General features: G+C 67.6%; 21 protein-coding genes. 14 read left to right on the top strand and 7 right to left on the bottom strand.

What is annotated here, in order from left to right; all coding sequences use genetic code 11:
- Window positions 1–6 precede the first annotated feature (6 nt).
- On the top strand, window positions 7–468 hold the full coding sequence (locus RALTA_RS24240) for a MarR family winged helix-turn-helix transcriptional regulator (protein ID WP_012356596.1): 462 nt from the start codon (window positions 7–9) through the stop codon (window positions 466–468).
- A 45-nt stretch (window positions 469–513) separates the two neighbouring features.
- Here the strand turns inward: RALTA_RS24240 and RALTA_RS24235 are convergent, their stop codons facing one another.
- Both RALTA_RS24235 and RALTA_RS24230 read right to left on the bottom strand, forming a co-directional pair.
- Window positions 514–1179, bottom strand: coding sequence for a response regulator (locus RALTA_RS24235; RefSeq protein WP_012356595.1), 666 nt, complete (start codon window positions 1177–1179; stop codon window positions 514–516).
- Window positions 1180–1564: 385 nt separating this feature from the next.
- Entirely contained in the window at window positions 1565–2524 is a 960-nt protein-coding gene (locus tag RALTA_RS24230) for a LysR family transcriptional regulator (protein WP_012356594.1), read from the bottom strand.
- Between the two features lie 710 nt (window positions 2525–3234).
- On the opposite strand from RALTA_RS24230, the gene RALTA_RS24225 reads away from it, so the two are divergent.
- The 5 genes from RALTA_RS24225 (at window position 3235) to RALTA_RS24205 (ending at window position 7537) form a co-directional block, all read left to right on the top strand.
- Window positions 3235–3525 (top strand): transposase, encoded by a 291-nt coding sequence (locus RALTA_RS24225; RefSeq protein WP_012356593.1) that lies wholly within the window; start codon window positions 3235–3237, stop codon window positions 3523–3525.
- Window positions 3526–3586: 61 nt separating this feature from the next.
- Window positions 3587–3988 carry a hypothetical protein gene (locus RALTA_RS24220; RefSeq protein WP_242405278.1) on the top strand — a complete coding sequence of 134 codons (402 nt, stop codon included), beginning with the start codon at window positions 3587–3589 and terminating at the stop codon, window positions 3986–3988.
- Window positions 3989–4042: 54 nt separating this feature from the next.
- A complete protein-coding gene (locus RALTA_RS24215; protein ID WP_012356591.1) occupies window positions 4043–5383 on the top strand; it encodes a DUF3300 domain-containing protein in 1341 nt (446 codons plus the stop codon).
- A 3-nt stretch (window positions 5384–5386) separates the two neighbouring features.
- Window positions 5387–6265 (top strand): DUF2950 domain-containing protein, encoded by an 879-nt coding sequence (locus tag RALTA_RS24210; RefSeq protein ID WP_012356590.1) that lies wholly within the window; start codon window positions 5387–5389, stop codon window positions 6263–6265.
- Between the two features lie 183 nt (window positions 6266–6448).
- Window positions 6449–7537 carry an extracellular catalytic domain type 1 short-chain-length polyhydroxyalkanoate depolymerase gene (locus tag RALTA_RS24205; RefSeq protein ID WP_012356589.1) on the top strand — a complete coding sequence of 363 codons (1089 nt, stop codon included), beginning with the start codon at window positions 6449–6451 and terminating at the stop codon, window positions 7535–7537.
- A gap of 184 nt (window positions 7538–7721) precedes the next feature.
- Here RALTA_RS24205 and RALTA_RS24200 read toward each other — a convergent pair whose 3' ends face one another.
- Complete coding sequence (locus RALTA_RS24200; RefSeq protein WP_012356588.1) at window positions 7722–9032, bottom strand: MFS transporter; 1311 nt, start codon at window positions 9030–9032, stop codon at window positions 7722–7724.
- Between the two features lie 312 nt (window positions 9033–9344).
- Here RALTA_RS24200 and RALTA_RS24195 point away from each other — a divergent pair, with 312 nt between their 5' ends.
- Window positions 9345–13310 carry a DUF748 domain-containing protein gene (locus RALTA_RS24195; protein WP_012356587.1) on the top strand — a complete coding sequence of 1322 codons (3966 nt, stop codon included), beginning with the start codon at window positions 9345–9347 and terminating at the stop codon, window positions 13308–13310.
- 106 nt (window positions 13311–13416) lie between these two features.
- Complete coding sequence (locus tag RALTA_RS24190; RefSeq protein WP_018008339.1) at window positions 13417–13614, top strand: rubredoxin; 198 nt, start codon at window positions 13417–13419, stop codon at window positions 13612–13614.
- Between the two features lie 15 nt (window positions 13615–13629).
- On the opposite strand, the gene RALTA_RS29235 is transcribed toward RALTA_RS24190, so the two are convergent.
- Window positions 13630–13824, bottom strand: a complete 195-nt coding sequence (locus tag RALTA_RS29235; protein WP_081479516.1) for a hypothetical protein — start codon at window positions 13822–13824, stop codon at window positions 13630–13632.
- Between the two features lie 44 nt (window positions 13825–13868).
- Window positions 13869–14048 (bottom strand): hypothetical protein, encoded by a 180-nt coding sequence (locus RALTA_RS24185; protein WP_012356585.1) that lies wholly within the window; start codon window positions 14046–14048, stop codon window positions 13869–13871.
- A 282-nt stretch (window positions 14049–14330) separates the two neighbouring features.
- Between RALTA_RS24185 and RALTA_RS24180 the strand changes: the two genes are divergently transcribed.
- From RALTA_RS24180 to RALTA_RS24155, 6 genes are all read left to right on the top strand, one after another.
- Window positions 14331–14834 carry a hypothetical protein gene (locus RALTA_RS24180; RefSeq protein WP_012356584.1) on the top strand — a complete coding sequence of 168 codons (504 nt, stop codon included), beginning with the start codon at window positions 14331–14333 and terminating at the stop codon, window positions 14832–14834.
- Between the two features lie 211 nt (window positions 14835–15045).
- Complete coding sequence (locus tag RALTA_RS24175) at window positions 15046–16404, top strand: cytochrome c oxidase subunit II (RefSeq protein WP_025585330.1); 1359 nt, start codon at window positions 15046–15048, stop codon at window positions 16402–16404.
- Between the two features lie 10 nt (window positions 16405–16414).
- Complete coding sequence (gene ctaD / locus RALTA_RS24170) at window positions 16415–18172, top strand: cytochrome c oxidase subunit I (protein WP_012356582.1); 1758 nt, start codon at window positions 16415–16417, stop codon at window positions 18170–18172.
- Window positions 18169–18816, top strand: a complete 648-nt coding sequence (locus tag RALTA_RS24165) for a cytochrome c oxidase subunit 3 family protein (RefSeq protein ID WP_012356581.1) — start codon at window positions 18169–18171, stop codon at window positions 18814–18816. The genes ctaD and RALTA_RS24165 overlap by 4 nt, the downstream gene beginning before the upstream one ends.
- Before the next feature lie 23 nt (window positions 18817–18839).
- Window positions 18840–19556 carry a heme-copper oxidase subunit III family protein gene (locus RALTA_RS24160; RefSeq protein WP_012356580.1) on the top strand — a complete coding sequence of 239 codons (717 nt, stop codon included), beginning with the start codon at window positions 18840–18842 and terminating at the stop codon, window positions 19554–19556.
- A gap of 8 nt (window positions 19557–19564) precedes the next feature.
- Window positions 19565–19951, top strand: a complete 387-nt coding sequence (locus RALTA_RS24155) for a cytochrome C oxidase subunit IV family protein (protein WP_012356579.1) — start codon at window positions 19565–19567, stop codon at window positions 19949–19951.
- A gap of 65 nt (window positions 19952–20016) precedes the next feature.
- Here the strand turns inward: RALTA_RS24155 and RALTA_RS24150 are convergent, their stop codons facing one another.
- Both RALTA_RS24150 and RALTA_RS24145 read right to left on the bottom strand, forming a co-directional pair.
- Window positions 20017–21444, bottom strand: a complete 1428-nt coding sequence (locus RALTA_RS24150) for an NAD-dependent succinate-semialdehyde dehydrogenase (protein WP_012356578.1) — start codon at window positions 21442–21444, stop codon at window positions 20017–20019.
- A 123-nt stretch (window positions 21445–21567) separates the two neighbouring features.
- Entirely contained in the window at window positions 21568–22350 is a 783-nt protein-coding gene (locus RALTA_RS24145) for an MHYT domain-containing protein (RefSeq protein ID WP_012356577.1), read from the bottom strand.
- Between the last annotated feature and the right edge of the window lie 282 nt (window positions 22351–22632).

The raw sequence follows: 22632 nt of genomic DNA, 5'->3' as shown, positions 1-22632 counted from the left end.
GTATGGATGGAACTGGAGCGACAGAGCGTGGCCGTATTGCAGCAGTTCGGTCGAACCTACCGCGCCTATGCGGGGGCGTTCGAGCAGCGCATGGGACTGCCCTTGCCGCGCTGGCGCATCCTGCATGCGCTGCATCACCAGGAGGGCGCCATCGGCCAGAAGGCGCTGGCCGACCTCGTCGTCATGGACCCCGGTGCGCTGACGCGCCAGCTCAAGGCCATGCAGGAACTGGGCTGGGTCGAGCGCACCACGTCCGAACGCGACAACCGCGTGACCCATGTCACGCTGTCGCCGGCCGGCCGCGAGGTGGTGGCACGTGCCATGCCGCTGCGCGCTGCTTTCCTTGAAGATGTGCTGTCCGAGGTTTCGCCCACGACCATGCGTGAACTGTCCCGCGGCCTGGCGCGCCTGGAGGCGGGCATTGCCCACGCGCAGGCCCGCGCGGCGGAGCAGGCCGACGCGGCCTGATGCCGATGGTGCCATCATGCCGTGGCGCCGTCTGCCTGGTGTGGCTCAGCCGCTCAGCAGCAGGCCGTTGAGCGCGGCAAACTCGAACAGCTCGCGGTCGTTGGTCACGCCGAGCTTCTGCATGGCGCAGTTCTTCTGCCGGCTGATGGTCTTGACGCTGCGGCACAGCTGGATGGCGATCTCGCTGACCGAGCGCCCGGTCAGGTATAGCCGCAGTACTTCCATTTCACGCCGCGACAGGCGTTCCGCGCCCGCCGGGCCCGCACCCACCAGGCGACCGGGGTCGGCCTGCGACAGGACTTCCATGGCGGACTTGCCGATGTAATGGAAGCCGCGCTGTATGCGGTATACCACCGTTACAAGTTCGGTGAGCGGGGCGTCCTTCAGCACCAGTCCATGCACCTGGGTGTCGAGGATGGAGCGCAGCACCAGCGGGTTGGTGATCATGGTCAGTACGATCACGGCCATCGACGGATGCCGTCGCCGCAGGCTCGCCAGCAGGCGCAGCCCGTCGCAGTTGCGTTCGCCGTGCGCCGGCATGTGGTAGTCCGTGATGACCACATCGGGGCGCAGGCTGTCGATGCTGTTGAGCAGCGCCGTGGCGCTGGTAACGCTGCCGCAGACTTCCCAGCCGGTCTGGGTATGCAAGCGGTCGGCAACGGCCGCCGACACCAGCGGGTGATCGTCGGCAAGCAGGATCCTCAATGCCATCGGGTTGCTCCTCGATTCTTGTTCAGGCGGCGCAGCCTTCGGCGAACGTCAAGAAAACGCCGCACGCCAGGGCGACGTGCGGCGCAAAAATGACGCCCAGTCATGGAGGCGCCGGACAACTGCTCGCATCGCCGCGGTCCGGGCCAAACGGGAGACGGCCGGACCGAGGCAACGCCATGGCAGCATAGCGCCGAGCTGGTCCGGCGAAACTAGGAGGATTCGTAAATCACTGTGCGAGACGATGCCTGCGCCAGGCTGGTGGTCGGAACATTCGTCTCAGGAATGTGAGGGGCGGCGCGGGCGTTGCCGAGCCGTGACAAGAACGGCGGGCATGGCGCCATGCGGCGGACAGTGCCCCATTTGCCCTTCGGTATCGCGCCTGGCCTCAGGTCGTCGCAGCCTCGGCGGGCACGGCGGGGCGGCCGTTGCGGCGTCCGTCAATGGCCTTGAGCGGGTCGCGCAGCACCGCGCTGCCAACTTCCATGACGTCGCGCAGCACGCCCTGGTCGTGATTGCGCTCGGGTCCCCAGAAATGCAGGGCGGCCCATTCGGGGAAGCTGGTTGGGGGCGCAAGCAGCCGGGTCTGGCTCTCGCGCGTGACCAGCGGCACGTTGAAATCCAGCACCGGGCAGATGCCGCCGGCGGAATGCAGCAGCGTAATCTGCGTATGCCACGAGGGCACCACGGTCTCGCGATGGCCAGGGGTGCTGGCCTGCCGGCTCAGGAAGGTGCGCAGCGGGCTGCCGGCCTCGCTGTCTTCCTGCAGCAGGATCCAGGCACTCTCGCTTTCGTCCTGGCTGCCCCCGCGCGTAGCGCTGACCAGCCGGCGCGGCGTGGCCATGATGTTGTACTGGCGCACGCGTTCGGGATCATGTCCGCTGTCGACCACGAAGGCACAGTCGAGCTTGCCCTCGCCGAGCTGGCCGGCAAGGGCGGCGTCGGCAATTACCGGACGCGTGACGAAGCTGTCTTGCGGGAACTGCTCGCACAGCGCGGTCAGGATCTCGGTGATGACAGGGTCGCCGATGGATGACGAAAAGCCGATGGAGACACGCCTGCCGCTGTCGCGGCGCTTGCCCAGGCCCGGCTCGCCGGGCCGCACCAGGTGGTTCCATTTGGCCAGGATCTGGCGCGCGGTCTGTTCCAGGCGCAGGGCGTGCGGAGTGGGTTCGAGAATGCCGTTGCGCTTGACGAACAATGGGTCGCCGGTGATCTCGCGCAGCCGCGCCAGGCTGTAGGCCACGGTAGGCACCCGTCCCTGGGTGCAGGCGGCAACCGCGCTCAGGTCACGGTACTCCATGACCAGAACAAAGACATGCAACAACTTCGTGCTGACATGACGCATTCCGACTTCTCCTGATTACATGACTTCGCTTTTCTTGTTGTTGTCGGTCCGAACCAAACAGCGATGCGCCAATGATGGCGCGCATGAATCCAGGTTGCTCCGCGGCACGCTTGCCACGGGGGCTCGCTATCGGCGCCACGCCGCGCGAGGGTTTAACAAGTACGAAGCCCCGCACGCAAACCTTACGGCAGCATGCTTCACCACACGCGTGACAACCTGGTGATGGTGCGCGCTGCCCTGGACCGCGCTTCTGCCGGCGCCGCATGGGCGTCGCGCGAAGGCGTGTGAAATTTAGTTATGCCGAGGAATCTTAATACATGCTTAGCAAAAGTCATAGAAACTTGAATTGATGGCAGACCTGTCAAATGCTTTCCCCATGTCTTTGTATCGCTCGAAATACATGGCGTGATATCAGCGTTTGCAGGCGGATCTGGCGTCAAATGCCTATCTCCGCCATGGCATTTCGTCCCCCGCTTGGGTGACATTTGGTGTCAATAAGTGCACCCACTTTCCAAATTGGAATGACGAAATTTGGTAACGCGTGCCAAGGGTCGGCGCCGGTGCCCCACGTTAATTTTCTTAACTCGCACTGCGAAGACACTGAATTGCCTTTCGCGGCGGCCCTGCGCTAACTTACGGCCAGAGTCGGCACGCTTGGCCTTGCCGCTGTGCGACGCCTGGGCCCCCGCAGTTGCGAAGCGGAGAGATTCGTGAACAGACGGTATTCGGAAGAACAGATCCGCGGTTATCTGGCCGAGGCGGCCAGCGGCGTGCCGGTGCGCGAGTTGTGCGCGCGCTATGGCTTCAGCGATGCATCGTTCTACGGATGGCGCAGCCGCTACGGCCAGCCAGGCACTGGTGAGGCGCGCGATGGGCGCAAGCTGCGCGAACTGCAGGAAGAGAACGCCAGGCTGAAGAGTATGCTTGCGGACGCGCTGCTCAAGCTTGAGTTGATGCGCAACCGTTCCGGCCGCCGTGGCGGCAACAGCAAGGACCGCTAGCGGCGGACGGTTCCTGCAACATGCCCACGGCGGAAGCCTCGCCGTGGATGGCTCTGGAGTGATGGGTTTGAAGACGGGTTTGAAGACGTTTCTGATCAAGGCGGGCATGCTGGCATGCATCGCCACGGTGGCTGCTCCGTTATGGGCGGCCGGTAATGCCAGCGCGGCTTCGGCTGCTTCGGCCGCCGGTACGCCGATGGTGGCGCCGCCACCGCCGCGGATGCTGGATGAAGCCACCGCGGTGGTAGAGGGGCCTGGCGGCACGCTGTCGGCATCACAGCGCCAGCACTGCCAGCGCTTGCTGGACCAGATCAATGCATTGCCCGGCGGGCCGCAATGGTCCTCCGGTAAAGGGTCGGTGACCACGGCTGACGGTCGGACCTACCCGACACTGGAACGCCAGGCGGATCGCAAGCGCCTGGAAGAGGCGTATCGCCAGCAGTGCGCCCAGGAGCGTCGCTGAGCGGTGCGCTCCATTCGGCCCGCTGCTGCTTGCGCACTTGTGGAGCGTCCCAACATGCATCGTTTTCAACAGCTCTTCGCATGGTGCCTGGCACTGATGCTGATGGCGCCCCTGCAGCCGGCGCGGGCGCAAACCACGCTAAGCCAGGCGCAACTGGACCAGCTGACCGCGCCGGTGGCGCTGTATCCGGATGCGCTGCTGTCCCAGGTGTTGATGGCGGCGACGTATCCCGCCGACGTGGCCGCGGCCGTGCAATGGTCCAAGGCCAATCCCAGCCTGTCCGGCGACGCCGCGACCAAGGCGGTGGCTGGCCAGAACTGGGATCCAAGCGTGCAGTCGCTGGCCGCCTTCCCGTCGGTGCTCGACATGATGGGACGCCAGCCGCAGTGGGTGCAGTCGATTGGCGATGCGTTCCTGGCGCAGCCCAACGATGTCATGGATTCGGTGCAGCGGCTGCGCTTGCAGGCGCAGAAAGCCGGCACGCTCAAGACCACCGAACAGCAGAAGGTGGTGACCCAGAGTTCCGGGGGCACCACCGTCGTGCAGATCGAGCCGGCCAATCCGCAAGTCGTCTACGTGCCGGCCTATAACCCGACCACCGTCTACGGCACCTGGCCCTATCCGGCCTATCCGCCGGCGTATTACCCGCCGCCGCCAGGCTCGGCGTTCGCCACGGCGCTGGTGTCCGGCATCGGTTTCGGGCTGGGTGTGGCCGCGGTCGACGCCATGTGGGGCGGATTCGACTGGCACGATCACGATGTCAACATCAACGTGAACCGCTACAACAACATCAACGTCAACCAGCGCCTCGACGTGAACCGCGCCAACGTGAACTGGCAGCACAACCCGGCCCGGCGGGGCGATGTGCCCTACAACAATGCGGCGGTGCGCGGCCGCTATGATCAGCAACGCCAGGCCGGTCTTGCCAATCGCCAGGCGAGCGCTCGGCCCGGCGAGCGCGCCGGTGGCACCGCACAGCGCCAGCCTTCCGAGCGCGACCTGGCACGCGATCGCGCCGCCCAGTCGTTCGAAGGCCGTACCGGCCAGGCGATTCCCGGCCATGCCGGGGCCGCCGCCGCCCGCAATGAAGGCACGAGACCCGGCGCAGGCAGTGCCGGCACCCGCAATCCGCGGCCTGCGGGAGCCGATCACCAGCGGGCCGATCAGGCCGCGGCGCGCGAGCGCGCGCGCAATGCCAATCGTGACAGCGCACTGCGCGACGCTGGCAATGGCGAACGCGTGCGCCAGCAGACGCAGCGCGCCGCGGTGTCTCAGCACCACGCGCCGGAGCGCGCGGCCGGCTTCAACCAGGGGGGCATGCGCCACGCCGGCGGGGAGCTGGGCGGTGGGGGCGGCCGGCACGGCGGCGAACATTTTGGCCATGGCCGGAGGTAAAGCATGATGCGCAAGACCGGTAACCTGATTTCTGCCCTGGCGGTGGCCCGCGGCGCGCGCGTGCTGCCCGTGCTGGCTGCCGCACTGGTGCTGTCGCTGAGCGTTCCGGTGTCGGCGCAGCAGGTCTTCCCGAGCCCGCAAGCCGCGGCCGATGCGCTCGGCGATGCCATCGCTCGCAGCGATACCGACGCGCTGCAGCGAGTACTTGGCCGGCAATACCGGTTGCTGGTGCCGCAAGGGTCGATCGACCAGGACGACATCTATGCATTCCTGGGTGCGTGGGCACGCCACCACGCCATCCAGCCCGAAGGCGAACGCCGTGCGCGCATTGCGGTGGGCGAAAGCGGATGGACCTTCCCCGTGCCATTGGCCCGGCAGAAAGACGGGTGGCAGTTCGACCTGCGCGCAGGCGAACAGGAAGTGCGCCGTCGGCGCCTGGGGCGCAACGAGCTGGTGACCATGGAGACGCTGCTGCAGCTGGCCGACGCGCAGCAGCGCTATGCCGAACAGGTGGGCCAGGGCCGCTATGCCAGGCGGCTCGTCAGCATGCCAGGCAAGACCGACGGACTCTACTGGCCGGCAGCCAGCGAGCAGGACGCAAGCCCGCTCGGGCCGGATGCGCTGGCGATGGGCCCCGAGACACCCGCCGCGGACGCGTTCTACGGCTATCACTACCGCATCCTGCCGCCAGCCCGGGGCAGCGAGGGCGGGTACGGCCTGATCGCGTGGCCGGCACGCTATGGCGATACCGGCATCAATACCTTCCTGCTCGGCAGCGACCGGGTGTTCTACGAACGAGACCTTGGCGCCGGCACGGCATCGCGCGCCCGGGCCATGCGCAGCTTTTCAACGGAAGGCTGGAAGCGGGTGGCCGACCGCTGACCGCCCCCGGCCTTGCAACGCCTGCCGGCCTTGGCCGCCGGCGCCCGGCTCTACCCGTTTCCCCGGCTTTGCCGCATTCGCCCAATGCGTGACCGCCAATGGCGGGTCGGCGTCGCTTGGCTGTGGTATGCTGCAACGCAACAATAAGGCATTAGGAGGAGATTCCGTCATACAGGAGTCCTCATGACCAAGAGCCTTGCCGCCGACTGGCATGCCCGCATGCGGCGTTTGAGCCGCGTCCAGGCCCGCACGGAAGCCCAGGTAAAGTCCTGGCTCTCGCGCATGGATTCGCTGAATCCGCTCACGCCCGCGCGCCCGTCCGAGCCACGCAGGCCCGCCAGGCCCGCAAGCCCGGCCGCCGAGCCGGACGGCCTGCGCGGTACCTGGCAGGCGCATCGCCTGCGCCTGGCCCCGATGCCGGGCGAACTGGTGCCGCAACTGTCTTATCACCTGTACACCCCGTCGAAGGCCCATCGTGGCCCGCTCCCGGTGGTGGTGGTGCTGCACGGCTGTCGCCAGACCCCGGATGACCTGGCCGCCGGCACGCGCCTGAATGCACTGGCCGAACGCGAAGGTTTTATCGTCGCGTACCCGCAACAGCCATTGCGCCGCCAGGTGCAGCGCTGCTGGCAGTGGTTCGACCTCGGCGCGGCCGAAGGCGGACGCGAGGCGCAGGCAGTGGCCGCGCTGATCGACGCGCTGGCGGCGCGCCATGAAGTCCGCGAGCGCGAGATCTACCTGGCCGGCATGTCCGCCGGCGCGGCCATGGCTGCGGTGGTAGCGTTGCGCTACCCGGACAAGGTGGCGGCCGTGGCCCTTCATTCCGGTGTGGTCATCGGCGCGGCCGGCAACCCGCGCGCCGGCTTGCGCGCAATGCAGGAAGGCTCTGAAGCCGAGCCCGCCTGGCTGCTCGATGCCGCCGGCGTCACGCCGGGCGGCCCCGAGATGCCCGCGCTGGTGATCCATGGGCTGGCCGATGAAGCGGTGCATCCGCTCAACGGACGCCTGCTGGCGCGCCAGTTCCTGGCCTACAACGGCCTGGAAGACCGCCTCGCCGGCCGCCCCGCGCGCGTCGAGGCGCAAGGCGACGTACCGGGACGGTCACATGAATACCGCTTTGGCCGCTGGCACCGCGACCTGGTGACGCTGGTCGAGGTGGAAGGCCTGGGGCACGCGTGGAGCGGCGGCGACGACCGCTACAGCTACCATAGCGATATCGGGCCCGACGCCAGCACGATGATGTGGCAGTTCTTCCTGCAGCACCGGCGCTGAACCCGCGCCCGCGCGCGGCGCATAAGCAGCACGGGCACCGGCGTTGCGCCGGCGCTAGACCGGCCGGCGGCCAGCGCCATTTTCGGCAGCAATGGCTCGGGCAACCCCCGGGAAATGGGATCGGCCGGATATCCCGCCAGCGCGCGTTCGCTGTATTCGGCAATGAAATCCCATGTTTCCGCCATCACTCCCGCGACCGATCCTTGACGAACAGCGCCGTCGCCATCCCCAACACGCACAGCGCCACCACATAATGCGCCGGCGCCAGCGGGTCGTTCTTCAGCATCAGCGTCACCACCATCGGCGTCAGGCCGCCGAAGATGGCATAGGACACGTTGTAGGAGAAAGACAGCCCGGAGAAACGCACCTGCGCCGGGAACGCGTTGACCAGCACGAACGGCACCGCGCCGATGGTGCCGACCAGGAAGCCGGCCAGCGCATAGAGCGGCAGCAGCAGGTCGGGACGGGTGAAGATGGTGGTGTAGAACGCGTAGGCGCAGGCCGCCAGCAGCAGGCCGCCGAAAAACAGCGTGCGGCGCGCGCCGATGCGGTCGGCCAGCGCACCCGAGACGATGCAGCCAACGGTCAGGCACAGCGTGGCCACGCTGTTGGCGACCAGCGCGGTGCGTGCGTCGAAGCCATACAGCTTCTGCAGGAAAGTCGGGGTCATCAGGATCACCACCACGATGCCGGCCGACAGCATCCAGGTCAGCAGCATCGAGACCGCGACGCTGCCGCCGTGGTCGCGCATCACCGACTTCAGCGGCATCTCCGCCGCCAGCGCCTTGCGCTGCTGCAATTCGGCGAAGACCGGGGTCTCATGCAGCCAGCGGCGCAGGTACATCGAGGCAATGCCGAACACGCCGCCGATCAGGAAAGGCACGCGCCAGCCGTAATCGGCCAGCTCGGCGGGCGTGAAGACGGTGTTGATGCCGGTGGCGACCAGCGAGCCGAGCAGGATGCCGGCGGTCAGTCCCGCGGTCAGCGTGCCGCAGGCGTAGCCGACATGGCGCGCCGGCACGTGTTCGGAGACGAAGACCCAGGCGCCCGGCACTTCGCCGCCGACGGCGGCGCCTTGCAGGATGCGCAGCACCAGCAGCAGCACCGGTGCCGCCAGCCCGATCGACTGGTAGGTCGGCATCAGGCCCATCAGCAGCGTGGGCACGGACATCAGCAGGATCGACAGCGTGAACATCTTCTTGCGGCCGAGCAGGTCGCCGAAGTGCGCCATGATGATGCCGCCCAGAGGCCGCGCCAGGTAGCCCGCCGCGAAGATGCCGAAGGTCTGCAGCTGGCGCAGCCAGTCGGGCACCGACGGCGGGAAGAACAGCTGGCCGATCACCGTCGCGAAGAACACGAAGATGATGAAGTCGTAGAATTCGAGCGCGCCGCCCAGGGCGGCAAGGGAAAGGGTCTTGTAATCCTGGCCGGTGAGCGCACGCGCGCCGGCGCGCGGTGTGCCGACACCCGCGGCGGTACTGCTGGTGGTAGACATGGAATGGACTCGCATGGAAGAGGACGCATGCGAAGCGCGCAGCACGGAATAACGTGATGGGTGTGGCCGGAGGGTACAGCGCGGGAGAGGCAGGCACGACGCGGCGGGTAAGCCACAGGCTTGCGACGGAACGCTTCGCAAAGGACGTAAAGATACCAGATCGGCTCACCGGCCGTTGAGCGCTCAATGATGGCGCCAGGTCTGGCTTCTTTGCTTTGTCCGAAAGCGTTGCCATAATGTCGAAAAATGTGAAATCCGGGGCACAAAGAAGCGTGCAGCGCCGGTGCGCGGGGTCAGAATTTCTGGAACGTCATGGCATTCAAGCAATCCATCCAGGCGGCGGCCACGGTGGCTGCCACGCCCCGCGGCCGGCTGGCCATGCGGGTCGCGGGCGGCGTCGCGGCGGCGCTCGCGGTGTTCGGGCTGGCAGGTTATTTCGGCGGTCCGCCGCTGATCAAGCACCTGGTCGAGAAGCAGGCGACCGAGGCGCTCGGGCGCAAGGTCACGCTGGGGCAGGCGCAGGTACGGCCCTTTGAACTGGCGGCCACACTGACGGACCTGACCATCTATGAGCGTGATGGCAAGACCCCGGCACTGACGCTGGGCGAGGTGCAGGCCGATACCTCGCTGGCCTCGGTCTGGCACCTGGCCCCGGTGGTCGATAACCTGCATGTCGACCGGCTGGCCGTGCACGTGGTGCGCGGCGCCGACGGCCGCATGAGCTTTGCCGATGTGCAGGAAAAGTTCGCGGCGCTGCCGCCCAAGCCTGCCGATGCCGAGCCGGCGCGCTTCTCGGTGAACAACATCGCGGTGACCGGCAGCAGCGTGCGCTATGACGACAAGCTGCTCGACACCACCCTGCGCGTCGACAACCTGACGCTGACGCTGCCGTTCCTGTCCAACCTGCCGCACGACGTCGAGATCGTGACCCGGCCCACGCTGAGCGCGCAGGTCAACGGCACGCCGCTGGCGCTGGACGGCGAGGTGCTGCCTTTCGCCGATTCGCGCCAGACCCGGCTCAACATCAACCTCGACGGGCTCGAGGTGGCGCGGATGATGGCGTTCGCGCCGACGCTGCGCGACGCCGAGGTCAAGTCCGGCAAGCTCGATACGCGCCTGACGGTGGCGTTCCGCCAGCAGCAGGACACGCAGGAGATGGTGGTGACGGGCAGCGCCGCGCTGCGAGATGCCGAGGTGCGCACGCGCGCCGGGCAGCCGCTGATCCGCAGCGGCAAGCTGGCGGTCGATATCGCCAGGCTGGAGCCGCTGGCGCACCGCGCGCAGCTGCGCAGCGTCGAGATCGAAGGGCTGGCGGTAGAGGCGGCGCGCCGCGCCGACGGCTCGCTGAACCTGGCCACGGCATTCCTGCCGCAGGCGGTAAGCCGATCCACCGATGGCGTGGCCCCGGCACCCGCGCCGGCCTCGGCCGTGCCGGCGGCGCCCGCGACGGCGGCAAAGGAGGTGCCATGGCGCTATGCGGTCGACCGCATCGTCGTCAGGCAGGCCCGGCTGGGATTCGAAGATGCGCTGGCGCCATCGGGCCCGGGCAAGCTCGCGCTCGGGCCGCTCGATGCCGAGGTCAAGGGTTTTGCCGGCACCGACGGCGACAAGCCCGTGCGCGTCGAGGCCACGCTGACCGTGGCCGACGGCCAGACCCTGCACCACACCGGCGACCTGCTGCTACGCGACGGATCGATGGCCGGCACGCTGGAAACCACCGGATTGCGCCCGCAGGGATTTGCCGCCTGGTGGCCGCGCGAGCTGCGCAGCCAGTTCGGCACCACCGCCGTCAATGCGGAACTGCACTACCGCATGGCGTGGGGCACGCCGCAGTTCCAGTTCGTGCTGGAAAAATCGCGGCTGGAGCTGGCGCCGCTGTACGTTGCCACGCGCGACCCGGTGGTGATGCCGGCTGGCGCCGCACCGCGCGCGAGCGAGGCGAATGCGCAAGCCGCGGAGCAGGGTCCCGCCCGCCGCACGCGCGACCGCAACGCCGACCGCAACGCCGACCGCAACGCTGACCGCGACGGTGCCGCGCTGCCGCTGCTGCAGGCGCAGAAGCTGGTGCTGGACGATATCCAGTTCGACCTCGCCAAACAGACCTTTGCCACCAGCCAGGTTACGCTGGCGCAGCCGCAGATCGCCGCCACCCGCGATCATCGCGGTGAATTGCTCGAGATGGCGCGGTTGTGGGCGACGGAATCCGCGCAGCAGGCGCGCGCGGCGCCGCGGCGCGCCGCGGCGGCCAGCGCGAATGGCGCCAATGGAGCCAATGGCGCTGCGGCGGGCGGCGGCTGGAAGGCCAGTATTGGCAAGGTGGTGGTGGAAGGCGGCAGTGCCCGGCTGGCGGACTACCAGCCGGCCCAGGCCAACCGCGGCCGCCCGGTGATCCACCAGTTCCGCAATATCGGCCTGACCACCGGCGCGGTGGCCTGGCCGCTCACGCCGGCGGCGGTGCCGGTCAGGCTGCATGCCGAATCCGGCCGCCGCGGCGTGATCGGCGTCGATGGCACGGTGTTGCCGGCGCTGCCGGCCAGCCGTCTGCAGCTGGACCTGCGCCAGGTCGATGTCAGCCCGTTGCAGCCTTACCTGGCTGACCGCTTCAACGCCGCGCTGCGCAGCGGCACGCTCACGGTCAAGGGCCGGCTCAATGTCGATGCGCCTGCCGGCAAGCCGCTTGCCGCGCATTTCAACGGCAATGTGCAGGCCGGCAATGTGCGCACGGTCGATCGCGTCAGCGGCGACGATTTCTTGCGCTGGCGCTCGCTGGCGGTGTCCGGCATCGACTTTGCGATGGACGAGAGCAAGGGGCCGATGCGCGTGGGCCTCGGCAATATCGCGCTGTCGGATTTCTACGCCCGCGTGATCCTGAACGCCAACGGCCGCCTGAACCTGCAGGACGTGCTGGCCGGCGGCGCGGAGAAGGGCGAGGCGGCGCCGTCCACCAGCCTGACGCAAGCCAACCCGGCCTCGGCCCCGGCGTCAGCCGTGCCGGTGCAGGCCGGCGACACGCGCACGGCCCAGGTCGAGCAGAAGCCGGGCGGCCCCAAGCCGCAGATCCGCATTGGCGGGGTCTCGGTCGACAAGGGCAACATCAATTTCTCGGACTTCTTCGTCAAGCCGAACTACACCGCCAACCTGACCGGCATGAAGGGTTCGGTGTCCAAGGTATCGTCGGGCGATCCCACGCCGGCCGACCTGGTGCTGGACGGCCGCATCGACGACGACGCGCCGGTCAATATCAGCGGCAAGCTCAATCCGCTTGGCGAGCAGCTGTTCCTGGATATTGCCGCCAAGGCCTCGGGCGTCGAGCTGACGCGGCTCACGCCCTATGCCGCCAAGTACGCGGGCTACCCCATCACCAAGGGCAAGCTGACCGTCGACGTGGCCTACAAGATCGAGAACGGCAAGCTCGATGCGCGCAACCACCTGTTCCTGGACCAGCTGACCTTCGGCGATCGTGTCGACAGCCCGGATGCGACCAAGCTCCCGGTGCTGCTGGCGGTGTCGCTGCTCAAGGACCGCAACGGCGTGATCGACGTGAACCTGCCGGTGTCGGGCTCGCTGTCGGATCCGGAGTTCAGCATCGGCGGCGTGATCGTGCGCGTGATCGTCAACCTGCTGACCAAGGCGATCACGTCGCCGTTCTCGCTGATCGCCTCGGCCTTCGGCGGCAGCGGCGAGGAATTGGGCTATGTCGAGTTCGCGCCGGGCACCGCCACGCTGACTCCGGCGGCGAAGGACAAGATTGCCAAGCTGGGACAGGCGCTCAATGACCGGCCCTCGCTGCGGCTGGAAATCAGCGGCCGTATCGATCCCGCCACCGATGAGGCCGGCGCGCGCCGCGCGTGGCTGGATGCGCGCGTGGCCGAGCAAAAACGGCGCGAGCAGCGCGACAACGCGCAGGCGGGTGGCCAGGCCGGTGACGACGAGGCCGTCGAGCAGGGCGCCAACGTCAAGGTATCGAAGGCCGAGTACCCGAAATACCTGGAGCAGGTCTACAAGCGCACCTCGATGAAGAAGCCGCGCAACTTCGTCGGCTTTGCCAAGACGCTGCCGCCCGAGGAAATGGAAAAGCTGCTGATGGCCAACGCCACCGTCACCGACGCAGACCTGAAACGCCTGGCCGAACAGCGCGCGCTGGTGGTCAAGCAGGCACTGGAACGCGAAGGCAAGGTGCCGGAGAGCCGGCTGTTCCTGACCGCGCCCAGGCTCAGCGCCGAAGGCATCAAGGACAAGGGCACGCCCAACCGGGTGGATTTTTCCATCCGCGGCTGATCCGGGTGGCGGCGTTGCAGCGCGCGGCGCCGCCACGGGTCCTGCGGCGAAAACCGGTATGATTCGGCCCGGACAATCCGTTCCATCGCCGAATCAGGAGTGAATTTTGCAGCAGGAGCCAATGGAAGCCGCCGTCGCCTACAAGACGTGGGTGTGCGTGATCTGCGGCTGGGTGTACGACGAAGAACAGGGCTGGCCGGAAGACGGCATCGCCCCCGGCACGCGCTGGGAGGATATCCCCGATGACTGGCGCTGCCCGGAATGCGACGTCGGCAAGGGCGAATTCGCGATGATCGAGCTGTAACGCCGCAGGCACTTCTCAGTGGGTCCCGCTCGCGCGGCGTCTTCCTTCAGCCGTGCCCGCGCGCGCGTGCCGGCACAGCCCCGCGCGCTGGCGTTGCGCGACGCATCGCCGATACCGCATCCGGTACGGATGGCTGCAGCGCCATAGCGCCCGCAACACGGTAATGCACAGCAGCGCCGCCATGATGGCGGCTAGCAGGCCGATCGACATAGCGGCCCTCCTCCCACTACGCGTGCACAAGACCCCGGAGGGAGTCAGATCAGCAGCGGTAACGCCTCCAGCACCAGCACCGCGACCAGTGCGCCGATGAGCGCCCCCATGGTGCGGCAACTGATGCGCAGGAACCTGGCGGTCACCGGGATCGAACCCATGGCGATCACGCCAACCAGCGCCATCGGAATCAGGAATACAAGATCATGCGCGGTGAAGTGCATGGCGGTCTCCTGTCTCTCTCTTTTGTGATTCCAGTATAGGCAGTGTGTGTCGTATGGACCGTGTGCGCATCGGGATTGTCCCCGATGCGGCGCTTGCGCCAGGCCGCGCCGGTATCCGACGCCGCACTTGCCGCGCCTGCCCGTTGTGCGACGTACGCATTCCGAGCCTTTTTCGGCGAGCCGCCCCCGAAGCGCGGAACGCGTGTCCTATGCTGAGCAGAGACGCGGGGCGTATTTCCCCTTTCGTGCGATGCCCCGCCGACGAGAGAGACGGAGGTGGCTATGGAACTTCACATGCAATCGCACCACTACGTGCGGCGACTGCCGGACTGGACCGCGGCAGCGGTGTCAGGGCTGGCGGCGGGCGCGTTGCTGTTGGTGCTGGAACTGTTCTGGTCGTCGATGGTGTCGGGCGTCAACCCGTGGGTGGCCACGCGCATGATCGCGGCGATCGTGATGGGGCCCGAGGTGCTGCAGACGTCGCTGTTCAGCGTCGGCACCGTGGCCGCGGCACTGGTGATCCACTTTGTGCTGGGCGCCGTGTTGGGCATGATCCTGGCGGCGATCCTGGCGCCGTTCACGCTCGATTCCAGTCTCGGCCTCGCCATGCTGGCGGGCGCGGTGTTCGGCGTGGTGGTCTACGTCTTCAACTTCTATGTGATGACACGGGCGTTCCCGTGGTTCGTCGAGGTGCGCGGCTGGCATACCTTCGTCGGGCACCTGATCTTCGGCGTCGCCGCGGCGGCGTGCTACTGGAAGCTGGAGAGCAAGGACGTCTCGCACTGACCTGGTCCGGCCCGTACGCGGGCCGGCACGATCACTGCGGCGGCGCGAACCAAGGGTTCCCGCCGCCGCTTTTTCCTTGCGCCGCGCGCTTGTGCAGTGCGACACCAATGCTCCGGCGTGTCGCCTTGCAGTGACCTGACGGCATGCACTAGTCTTATCTCTACCTGCGTGACTTGCGCATCCCTCGCCGCAGGCGAGGAGGAGGGTGGATATGGCGATGGCCATCGCACTCGTGGTCATGGTTGCCGCATCGGTGCTCTTTCATTTCCTGAGCCCGTGGTGGGCAACGCCGCTGGCGTCCAACTGGAAACAGATGGACGACACGCTGACCATTACCCTCGTCATCACCGGTATCTTCTTTATCGGCATCAACCTGTTCGTCGGCTACATCGTCTGGCGCTTTCGCCATGATGCGCCGCATCCCCGCGGCGGCACCGGCCATCGCGCGTCCTACCACCCGGAGAACAGCAGGCTGGAGCTCTGGCTGATCGGCGGCACCACGCTGGGCGTGATCTTGCTGCTGGCCCCGGGCCTGTTCGTCTATGCCGACTACGTGCGCCCGCCGCGCGAGGCGATGGTGATGGAAGTGGTGGGGCAGCAGTGGTCGTGGGCGTTTCGCTTTCCCGGCAAGAGCGGACAGCTGGGCGCTTCGGACGCGCGCTTCGTCACCGGCGCGAATCCCCTTGGGCTGGACCCGGACGATCCGCGCGGGCTGGACAACATCGTGATCGTTGGCCCGGAGGTGCATCTGCCGCTGAACCAGCCGGTCAAGGTGCTGCTGCGCTCCAAGGACGTACTCCATGACTTTTACGTGCCGCCGTTCCGCGCGCGCATGAACATGGTGCCTGGCATGGTGACGTCGTTCTGGTTCACGCCCACGCAAACGGGACGCTTCGACATCCTGTGCGCGCAGCTGTGCGGCGTGGGGCATTACAACATGCGCGGCACGGTGGTGGTGGAGGAGCCGGCTGCCTTCGAGGCGTGGCTGGCGAAGCAGCAGACCTTTGCCATGACGCTGGCGAAGGCCGCGGCGCCGCCGGCGGCGATGGCCGCCGCAGCGCCCGGCGCCGCGGGCGCCGCAGGCACCATCGAGAAGGGCCGTGCGCTGGCGCAGAGCAAGGGCTGCGCCGGCTGCCACAGCATCGATGGCAATCCGGGGGTAGGGCCGACCTGGAAGGGCCTGTACGGCAAGACCGAGACCTTTGCCGACGGCAGCAGCGCCAGGGTGGACGATGCCTTCCTGCACAAGGAAATTGCCGACCCGCACGCGCGGCTGATCAAGGGCTACGGTCCGGTGATGCCCAAGCTGCCGATCAGCGACGACGAGATCGCGGCGCTGACCGCGTATATCAAGTCCGTCGGCAGCGGTGCCGCGGACGCCGGCATGGTGGCGCCGGTGGCGCCGGCGGACGTGCCGGCCGGCGCGGCCGCCACCACCAGCGCCGCGACCACGGCGGCCGCCGGTTCGGCAGCGCCCGCGGCCACGGCCGGCGCGGCGTCTGGCACCTATACCACTTCGACGGCCGTCGCGGTGCCGCCCACGGCCGCGCCCGCGCCGCCGCGCCAGTGAGGAGACCTGCATGGCCTACGCCGATGACGCCGCCCATCACGCGCCGCAGAGCTTCTGGACGCGCTATGTCTGGAGCCAGGACCACAAGGTCATCGCCGTGCAGTACACCATCGTGGCGATCGTGGTGGGCCTGGTGGGCGTCGCGCTGTCCAACCTGATGCGCATGCAGCTGGGATTCCCCGGCCGCTTCGAGTTCATCGACGCCAACCGCTACTACCAGTTCGTCACCATGCACGGCATGATCATGGTGATCTACCTGCTGACCGCGCTGTTCCTGGGCGGCTTTGGCAACTACCTGATCCCGCTGATGGTGGGGGCGCGCGACATGGTGTTCCCCTTCCTCAACATGCTCAGCTTCTGGGTCTACCTGCTGTCGGTGATCGTGCTGCTGGCCAGCTTCTTCGTGCCGGGCGGGCCCACCGGCGCGGGCTGGACGCTGTATCCGCCGCAGGCGATCCTGCCCGGCACGCCGGGGCATGACTGGGGCATCATCCTGATGCTGGTGTCGCTGGCGATCTTCATCGTCGCGGCGACGATGGGCGGCCTCAACTACGTCACCACCGTGCTGCAGGCGCGCACCGAAGGCATGACGCTGCTGCGCATGCCGCTGTCGGTATGGGGCATCTTCATGGCAACCATCCTGGCGCTGCTGGCGTTTCCGGCGTTGTTCGTGTCCGCGGTGATGATGCTGCTGGACAAGACCATGGGGACCAGCTTCTTCATGCCGGCGATGGTGTCGATGGGACAGCAGTTGACCTACAAGGGCGGCAGCCCGCTGCTGTTCCAGCACCTGTTCTGGTTCTTCGGCCACCCCGAGGTCTATATCGTCGCGCTGCCGGCATTCGGCATCGTCTCGGACCTGGTCAGCGTGCATTCGCGCAAGAGCATCTTTGGCTACCGCACCATGGTCTGGGCGATCCTGGCGATCGGCGTGCTGTCGGTGGTGGTGTGGGCGCACCACATGTTTGTCAGCGGCATGAACCCGTACTTTGGATTCTTCTTCGCCACCACCACGCTGATCATCGCCATCCCGACCGCGATCAAGGTCTACAACTGGGTCATCACGCTCTGGCGCGGCGATATCCACTTCACCGTGCCGATGCTGTTCGCCATCGCCTTCATCAGCACCTTCGTCATCGGCGGGCTGACCGGGCTGTTCCTGGGCAACGTCAGCGTCGATATCCCGCTGTCGAATACCTATTTCGTGGTGGCGCACTTCCACATGGTGATGGGCGTGTCGCCGATCCTGGTGGTGTTCGGCGGCCTCTACCACTGGTATCCCAAGGTCACCGGGCGGATGCTGGACGACAGCATGGGCCGCATTCATTTCTGGGTGACCTTCGTCGGCACCTATGCCATCTTCTTCCCGATGCACTACCTGGGCGTGCTGGGCATGCCGCGGCGCTACTACGCCTGGGAGAACTACGCGTTTATCCCGGAATCGGCGCATGTGATGAACATGTATATCTCGGTGGCAGCGTTCGTCGTCGCCACGGCGCAGCTGCTCTTTGTCTTCAACCTGTTCTGGAGCCTGCGGCACGGCCGCAAGGCCGACGGCAACCCGTGGCGTGCGGCGTCGCTGGAATGGCAGACACCGCAGACGCCGCCGGCGCACGGCAACTGGGGCCCGCACCTGCCGGTGGTGTACCGCTGGGCCTACGCCTACAGCGTGCCGGGAGCGCGCGAGGACTTTATCGCGCAGAACGCGCCGCCAGAAGAGGGCGGCGCGGAGCCTGAACCGCATGCCAGCCGCGGAGCCGTAGCATGAACGCCGACGCCGTCTTCAAGGTCAGCCGCGACGACTTCGGCGGCAACCCTTCGGGCGAGAACGCCGCCAACCGCCACCCGCACCGCCGCGCGCCGGCAAGCATCGGCCTGTGGGTATTCATGGGCGTGGTCACGTCGCTGTTCGCACTGTTCCTGACCGCCTATGCGCTGCGCATGGATAGCCCGGACTGGCACCGCATCGCGCTGCCCTGGCAGGTATGGCTGTCGACCGCGCTGCTGGCCGCGGGCAGCGTGGCGATGTCGGTGGCCTCGCGCGCCGCGGGCCGGGGCGAGATGGCCACGGCCAGGCGGGCACTGCGCCTGGGCGGTCTGGGGGCGGCCGCCTTCGTCGCCTCGCAGCTGTGGGCGTGGCAGGCGCTGGGCGCAATGCAGGTAATGCCGGCCGGCAATCCGGCGGGCAGCTTCTTCTACCTGCTGACCGCGATGCACGGCCTGCACGTGCTGGGCGGACTGGCGGGCTGGGGCTTTGCCATGTCGGCGCGCGGCAGTGGCGAGGCGGCGGTGCTGCGCCTGCGGCTGTGCGCGCGCTACTGGCACTTCCTGCTGGCGGTATGGGCGGTACTGCTGGCGGCGCTCGGGTGGCTCACGCCCGAACTGGTGCGCTATATCTGCGGCACGGCCTAGCGCCCGCGGCAAGGAGGACCGGCATGTCGACGCAACTGTCTTCACCCTCGGCAACCCCCGGCGTGGCGCCCGCGCCGCCCGCGCCACCGGTCGGCGGCCTGCGCGGCATGCTGGCCGACTGGTCGTCGGACCAGCAGGCGTTCAAGGTGTCGTGGGGCAAGGCGATGATGTGGATCTTCCTGCTGTCCGACACCTTCGTCTTCAGCTGCTTTCTGACCGGCTACATGACCGTGCGCATGTCGACAACGGTGCCGTGGCCCAACCCGAGCGAGGTGTTCGCGCTGCATGTGGGCGGCGCCGACATTCCGCTGCTGCTGATCGCGATCATGACCTTCGTGCTGATTACCAGCAGCGGCACCATGGCGATGGCGGTCAACTTTGCCTACCGGCGCGCGCGCCGCGAATGCGCGACGCTGATGTTCGTCACGGCCGCGTTTGGCGTGCTGTTCGTCGGCATGCAGGCCTTCGAATGGACCAAGCTGATCGTGGACGAGGGCGTGCGGCCCTGGAGCAATCCGATGGGGGCGGCGCAGTTCGGATCGACTTTCTTCATGATCACGGGTTTCCACGGCCTGCACGTGTCGTGCGGCGTGATCTACCTGCTGGTGGTGGCCACGCGCGTGCTGCGCGGGCGCTACGAAGCGACCGGCAACTACCAGATCGTCGAGATCGCCGGCCTGTACTGGCACTTCGTCGACCTGGTCTGGGTCTTCATCTTTGCGCTGTTCTATCTCTGGTGAGGGTGGCCATGGCATCGAATCCGGCAACACCCGCGGCAACCCCCGCGGCGCCAGCAACGCCCGCGCACGCCACCGGCGGCGACGCCGCGCACCACGGGCAGGAGCACCCGATCGGGTTGTACCTGAAAATCTGGCTGCTGCTGTTCGTGCTGTCGACGCTGTCGTACCTGGTCGACTATTTCCACGTCACCGGCTACCTGCGCTGGACCCTGATCCTGCTGTTCATGGGGCTGAAGGCAGGGCTGATCGTGGCGGTGTTCATGCACATGGCATGGGAACGCATGGCGCTGATCTGCGCCATCCTGATCCCGCCGCTGTGCCTGCTGGTGCTGGTCTGGCTGATGGCGGAAGAAGCGAATCATACGTTCCTGACGCGCGGCATCTTCTTCCGCTGACGGGGAGGCGCCGCCGGCCCCGGGAGGGAGCCGGCGGCAGGCCGCCCTGCACCGCGCCCGGGCGCTCAGGCCTGGGTGATGAACTTGGTCACCAGGTAGCCGTCGAAGGTCTCCAGCCCGCCTTCGCTGCCGATGCCCGAGTCCTTGATGCCGCCGAACGGGGTCTCGGCCAGTGCCATGCCGAAGTGGTTGATGTTGACCATGCCGGCTTCGAGGCCATTGGAGACCTCGGTCGCGGTCTTCAGCGAGTTGGTGAAGACATACGACGCCAGGCCGTAGGGCAGGCTGTTGGCGCGGCGCAGCACCTCGGCGGTGTCCTTGAAGCGCGTCACCGGCGCCACCGGGCCGAAGGGTTCGTCGGTCATCAGGCGCGCGTCGTCGGGCAGGTCGGTGACCACGGTCGGCGCGAAGAAGTAGCCCTTGTCGCCGAGGCGCGAGCCGCCCGCCACCACCTTGCCGCCGCGCTGGCTGGCATCGTCCAGGAACTGCTCCATCGACAGCACGCGGCGCTCGTGCGCCAGCGGGCCCATCTGGGTGCCGTCTTCCAGGCCGTTGCCGACCTTGATCGAGCCGATCACCTCGGTGAAGCGCGCCAGGAAGCGGTCATAGGCCTTGTCCTGGACGTAGAAACGCGTGGGCGACACGCACACCTGGCCGGCGTTGCGCAGCTTGAAGCGTGCCAGCATCTCGGCGGCCGGGTCGATGTCGGCATCGTCGAACACCAGCACCGGCGAGTGCCCGCCCAGCTCCATGGTGACGCGCTTCATGTGCGCGCCGGCCAGCGCCGCCAGCTGCTTGCCCACCGGCACCGAGCCGGTGAACGAGATCTTGCGCACGATCGGCGATTCGATCAGGTAAGTCGAGACCTCCGACGGCACGCCCCAGACGATATTGAGCACGCCCGGCGGCAGGCCGGCATCGTGGAACAGCTGCGCCAGCGCCACCACCGCGCTGGGCGAGTCCTCGGGCCCTTTCAGGATCAGCGTGCAGCCCGCGCCCACCGCGGCGACGATCTTGCGGATGGCCTGGTTGAAGGGGAAGTTCCACGGCGTGAACGCGGCGCAGACGCCGATCGGCTCGCGCACCACCAGCTGGCGCACATTGGGCTGGCGCGGCGGGATCACGCGGCCGTAGATGCGGCGGCATTCCTCGGCGTGCCAGTCGGCGTGCTCGGCGCAGACCATGATTTCGCCGACGGCCTCCGCCAGCGGCTTGCCCTGGTCCAGCGTGATATTGCGGCCGATGTCCCGGGCGCGCTCGCGCGCCAGCTCGCCGACGCGGCGCAGGATCTTGCCGCGTTCGAGCGGCGAGGTCTTCTTCCAGCTTTCGAAGGCGCGCTGCGCGGCGGCCAGGGCGCGGTCCAGGTCGGCGCGCGTGGCGTGCGGCAGCTGGCCCAGCACTTCCTGCGTGGCCGGGTTGATGACCTCCTGCTCGCGCCGGTCGCCTCCCTTGATGAATTCTCCGTCGATATAGAGGGCGAGATCCTGGTACATGCGTGTTCTCCTGGTGGGCGGTGAAACCGCAAGCTTAACCCGGCCGCCGTGTTCATGCAGCGCGCCGGGTGTTGGTCCGCCAGGAATGTGCGGGAACGGGCGCGCCGGCCCGTGAGCCCGATGTCAGGCGATATCGCGCGTGCGTGCCATCGCGGCCGCGCCGGTGCGCGTGGCCTCCACCACCAGGATCACCAGCAGCGTGATCAGGCTCAGGCCGAACACCGCATAGCCGATGCTGTCGCCCTCGATCGCAAACAGGCTGGGCGCGTAGGTCGGGCTGGTGCAGATCATGGTGCCGGCCGACATGCCGGTGTAGTGCATGCCGCAGACCGCCACGCCCATCACCAGGGCCGCCGCCAGCTGCTTGCCGCCGGTCTTCACGGTGATGGCCAGCCACAGCGCCACCACCGACACCACGACGGCGATCACCACCGACAGCCCGATGATGGCGAGATCCCAGTCGAAGCGGGTGTTGGAGCGGATCGCCGCCATGCCGGTGTAGTGCATCGCCACCACGCCCAGCCCGGTCAGCACGCCGCCCTGCACCACGTTGGCGGTGCGGCTGCCGCGCGGGCGCGACGCGACCGCCAGGCCGGCCCCGGCCAGCACCATCACCACCAGCAGCGAGGCCAGCGTGGTGAAGAGGCCGAACTCGCGGTGGGTCGGGGTCTGGTAGGCCACCATGCCGATGAAGTGCATCGACCAGACCGCGCCGCCGCCCAGCGCGACGCTGGCGCACAGCAGCCGGTCGATGTCCAGGCGCCCGTCGGGCTGGCGCACCCGGCGCGACCAGCGCAGGCCGACGTAGGCGCCGCACACCGAAATCAGGAACGACAGGCCCACCATCGGCCAGTCATAGGCAAACGGCACCAGGGCGCCGGCAACAGGCTCGAATCCGACAAACATGACCCCACCTCCTTGTTTTGACCGCGGCGGAAGGCGCTCGCATGCCGGATCCATCCGGATAAGCCCGGATAACCCCGTCCGGCAGCAGGCCCGGGACGCGCTGGTCCCAGCCGGAGTATGCGGCGGCGGTCGTTGTCCGGAAATAACTCATTCAGGTAAAAAGGGGCGGGCGGAGCCGTATGCCGTTCAGTACAGGCATTAAACACACCGTCATTCCCGCGCAGGCGGGACAATGCGCGGATGCGCATTGGACGTCTGGAGGACGGCCCGCAGGGTGAGCGT

It is taken from the genome of Cupriavidus taiwanensis LMG 19424 (genome assembly GCF_000069785.1).
GTDB lineage: Bacteria > Pseudomonadota > Gammaproteobacteria > Burkholderiales > Burkholderiaceae > Cupriavidus > Cupriavidus taiwanensis.
Note: the sequence above shows the minus strand (reverse complement) of the source record. Positions and strands in the feature narration are given on the sequence as shown.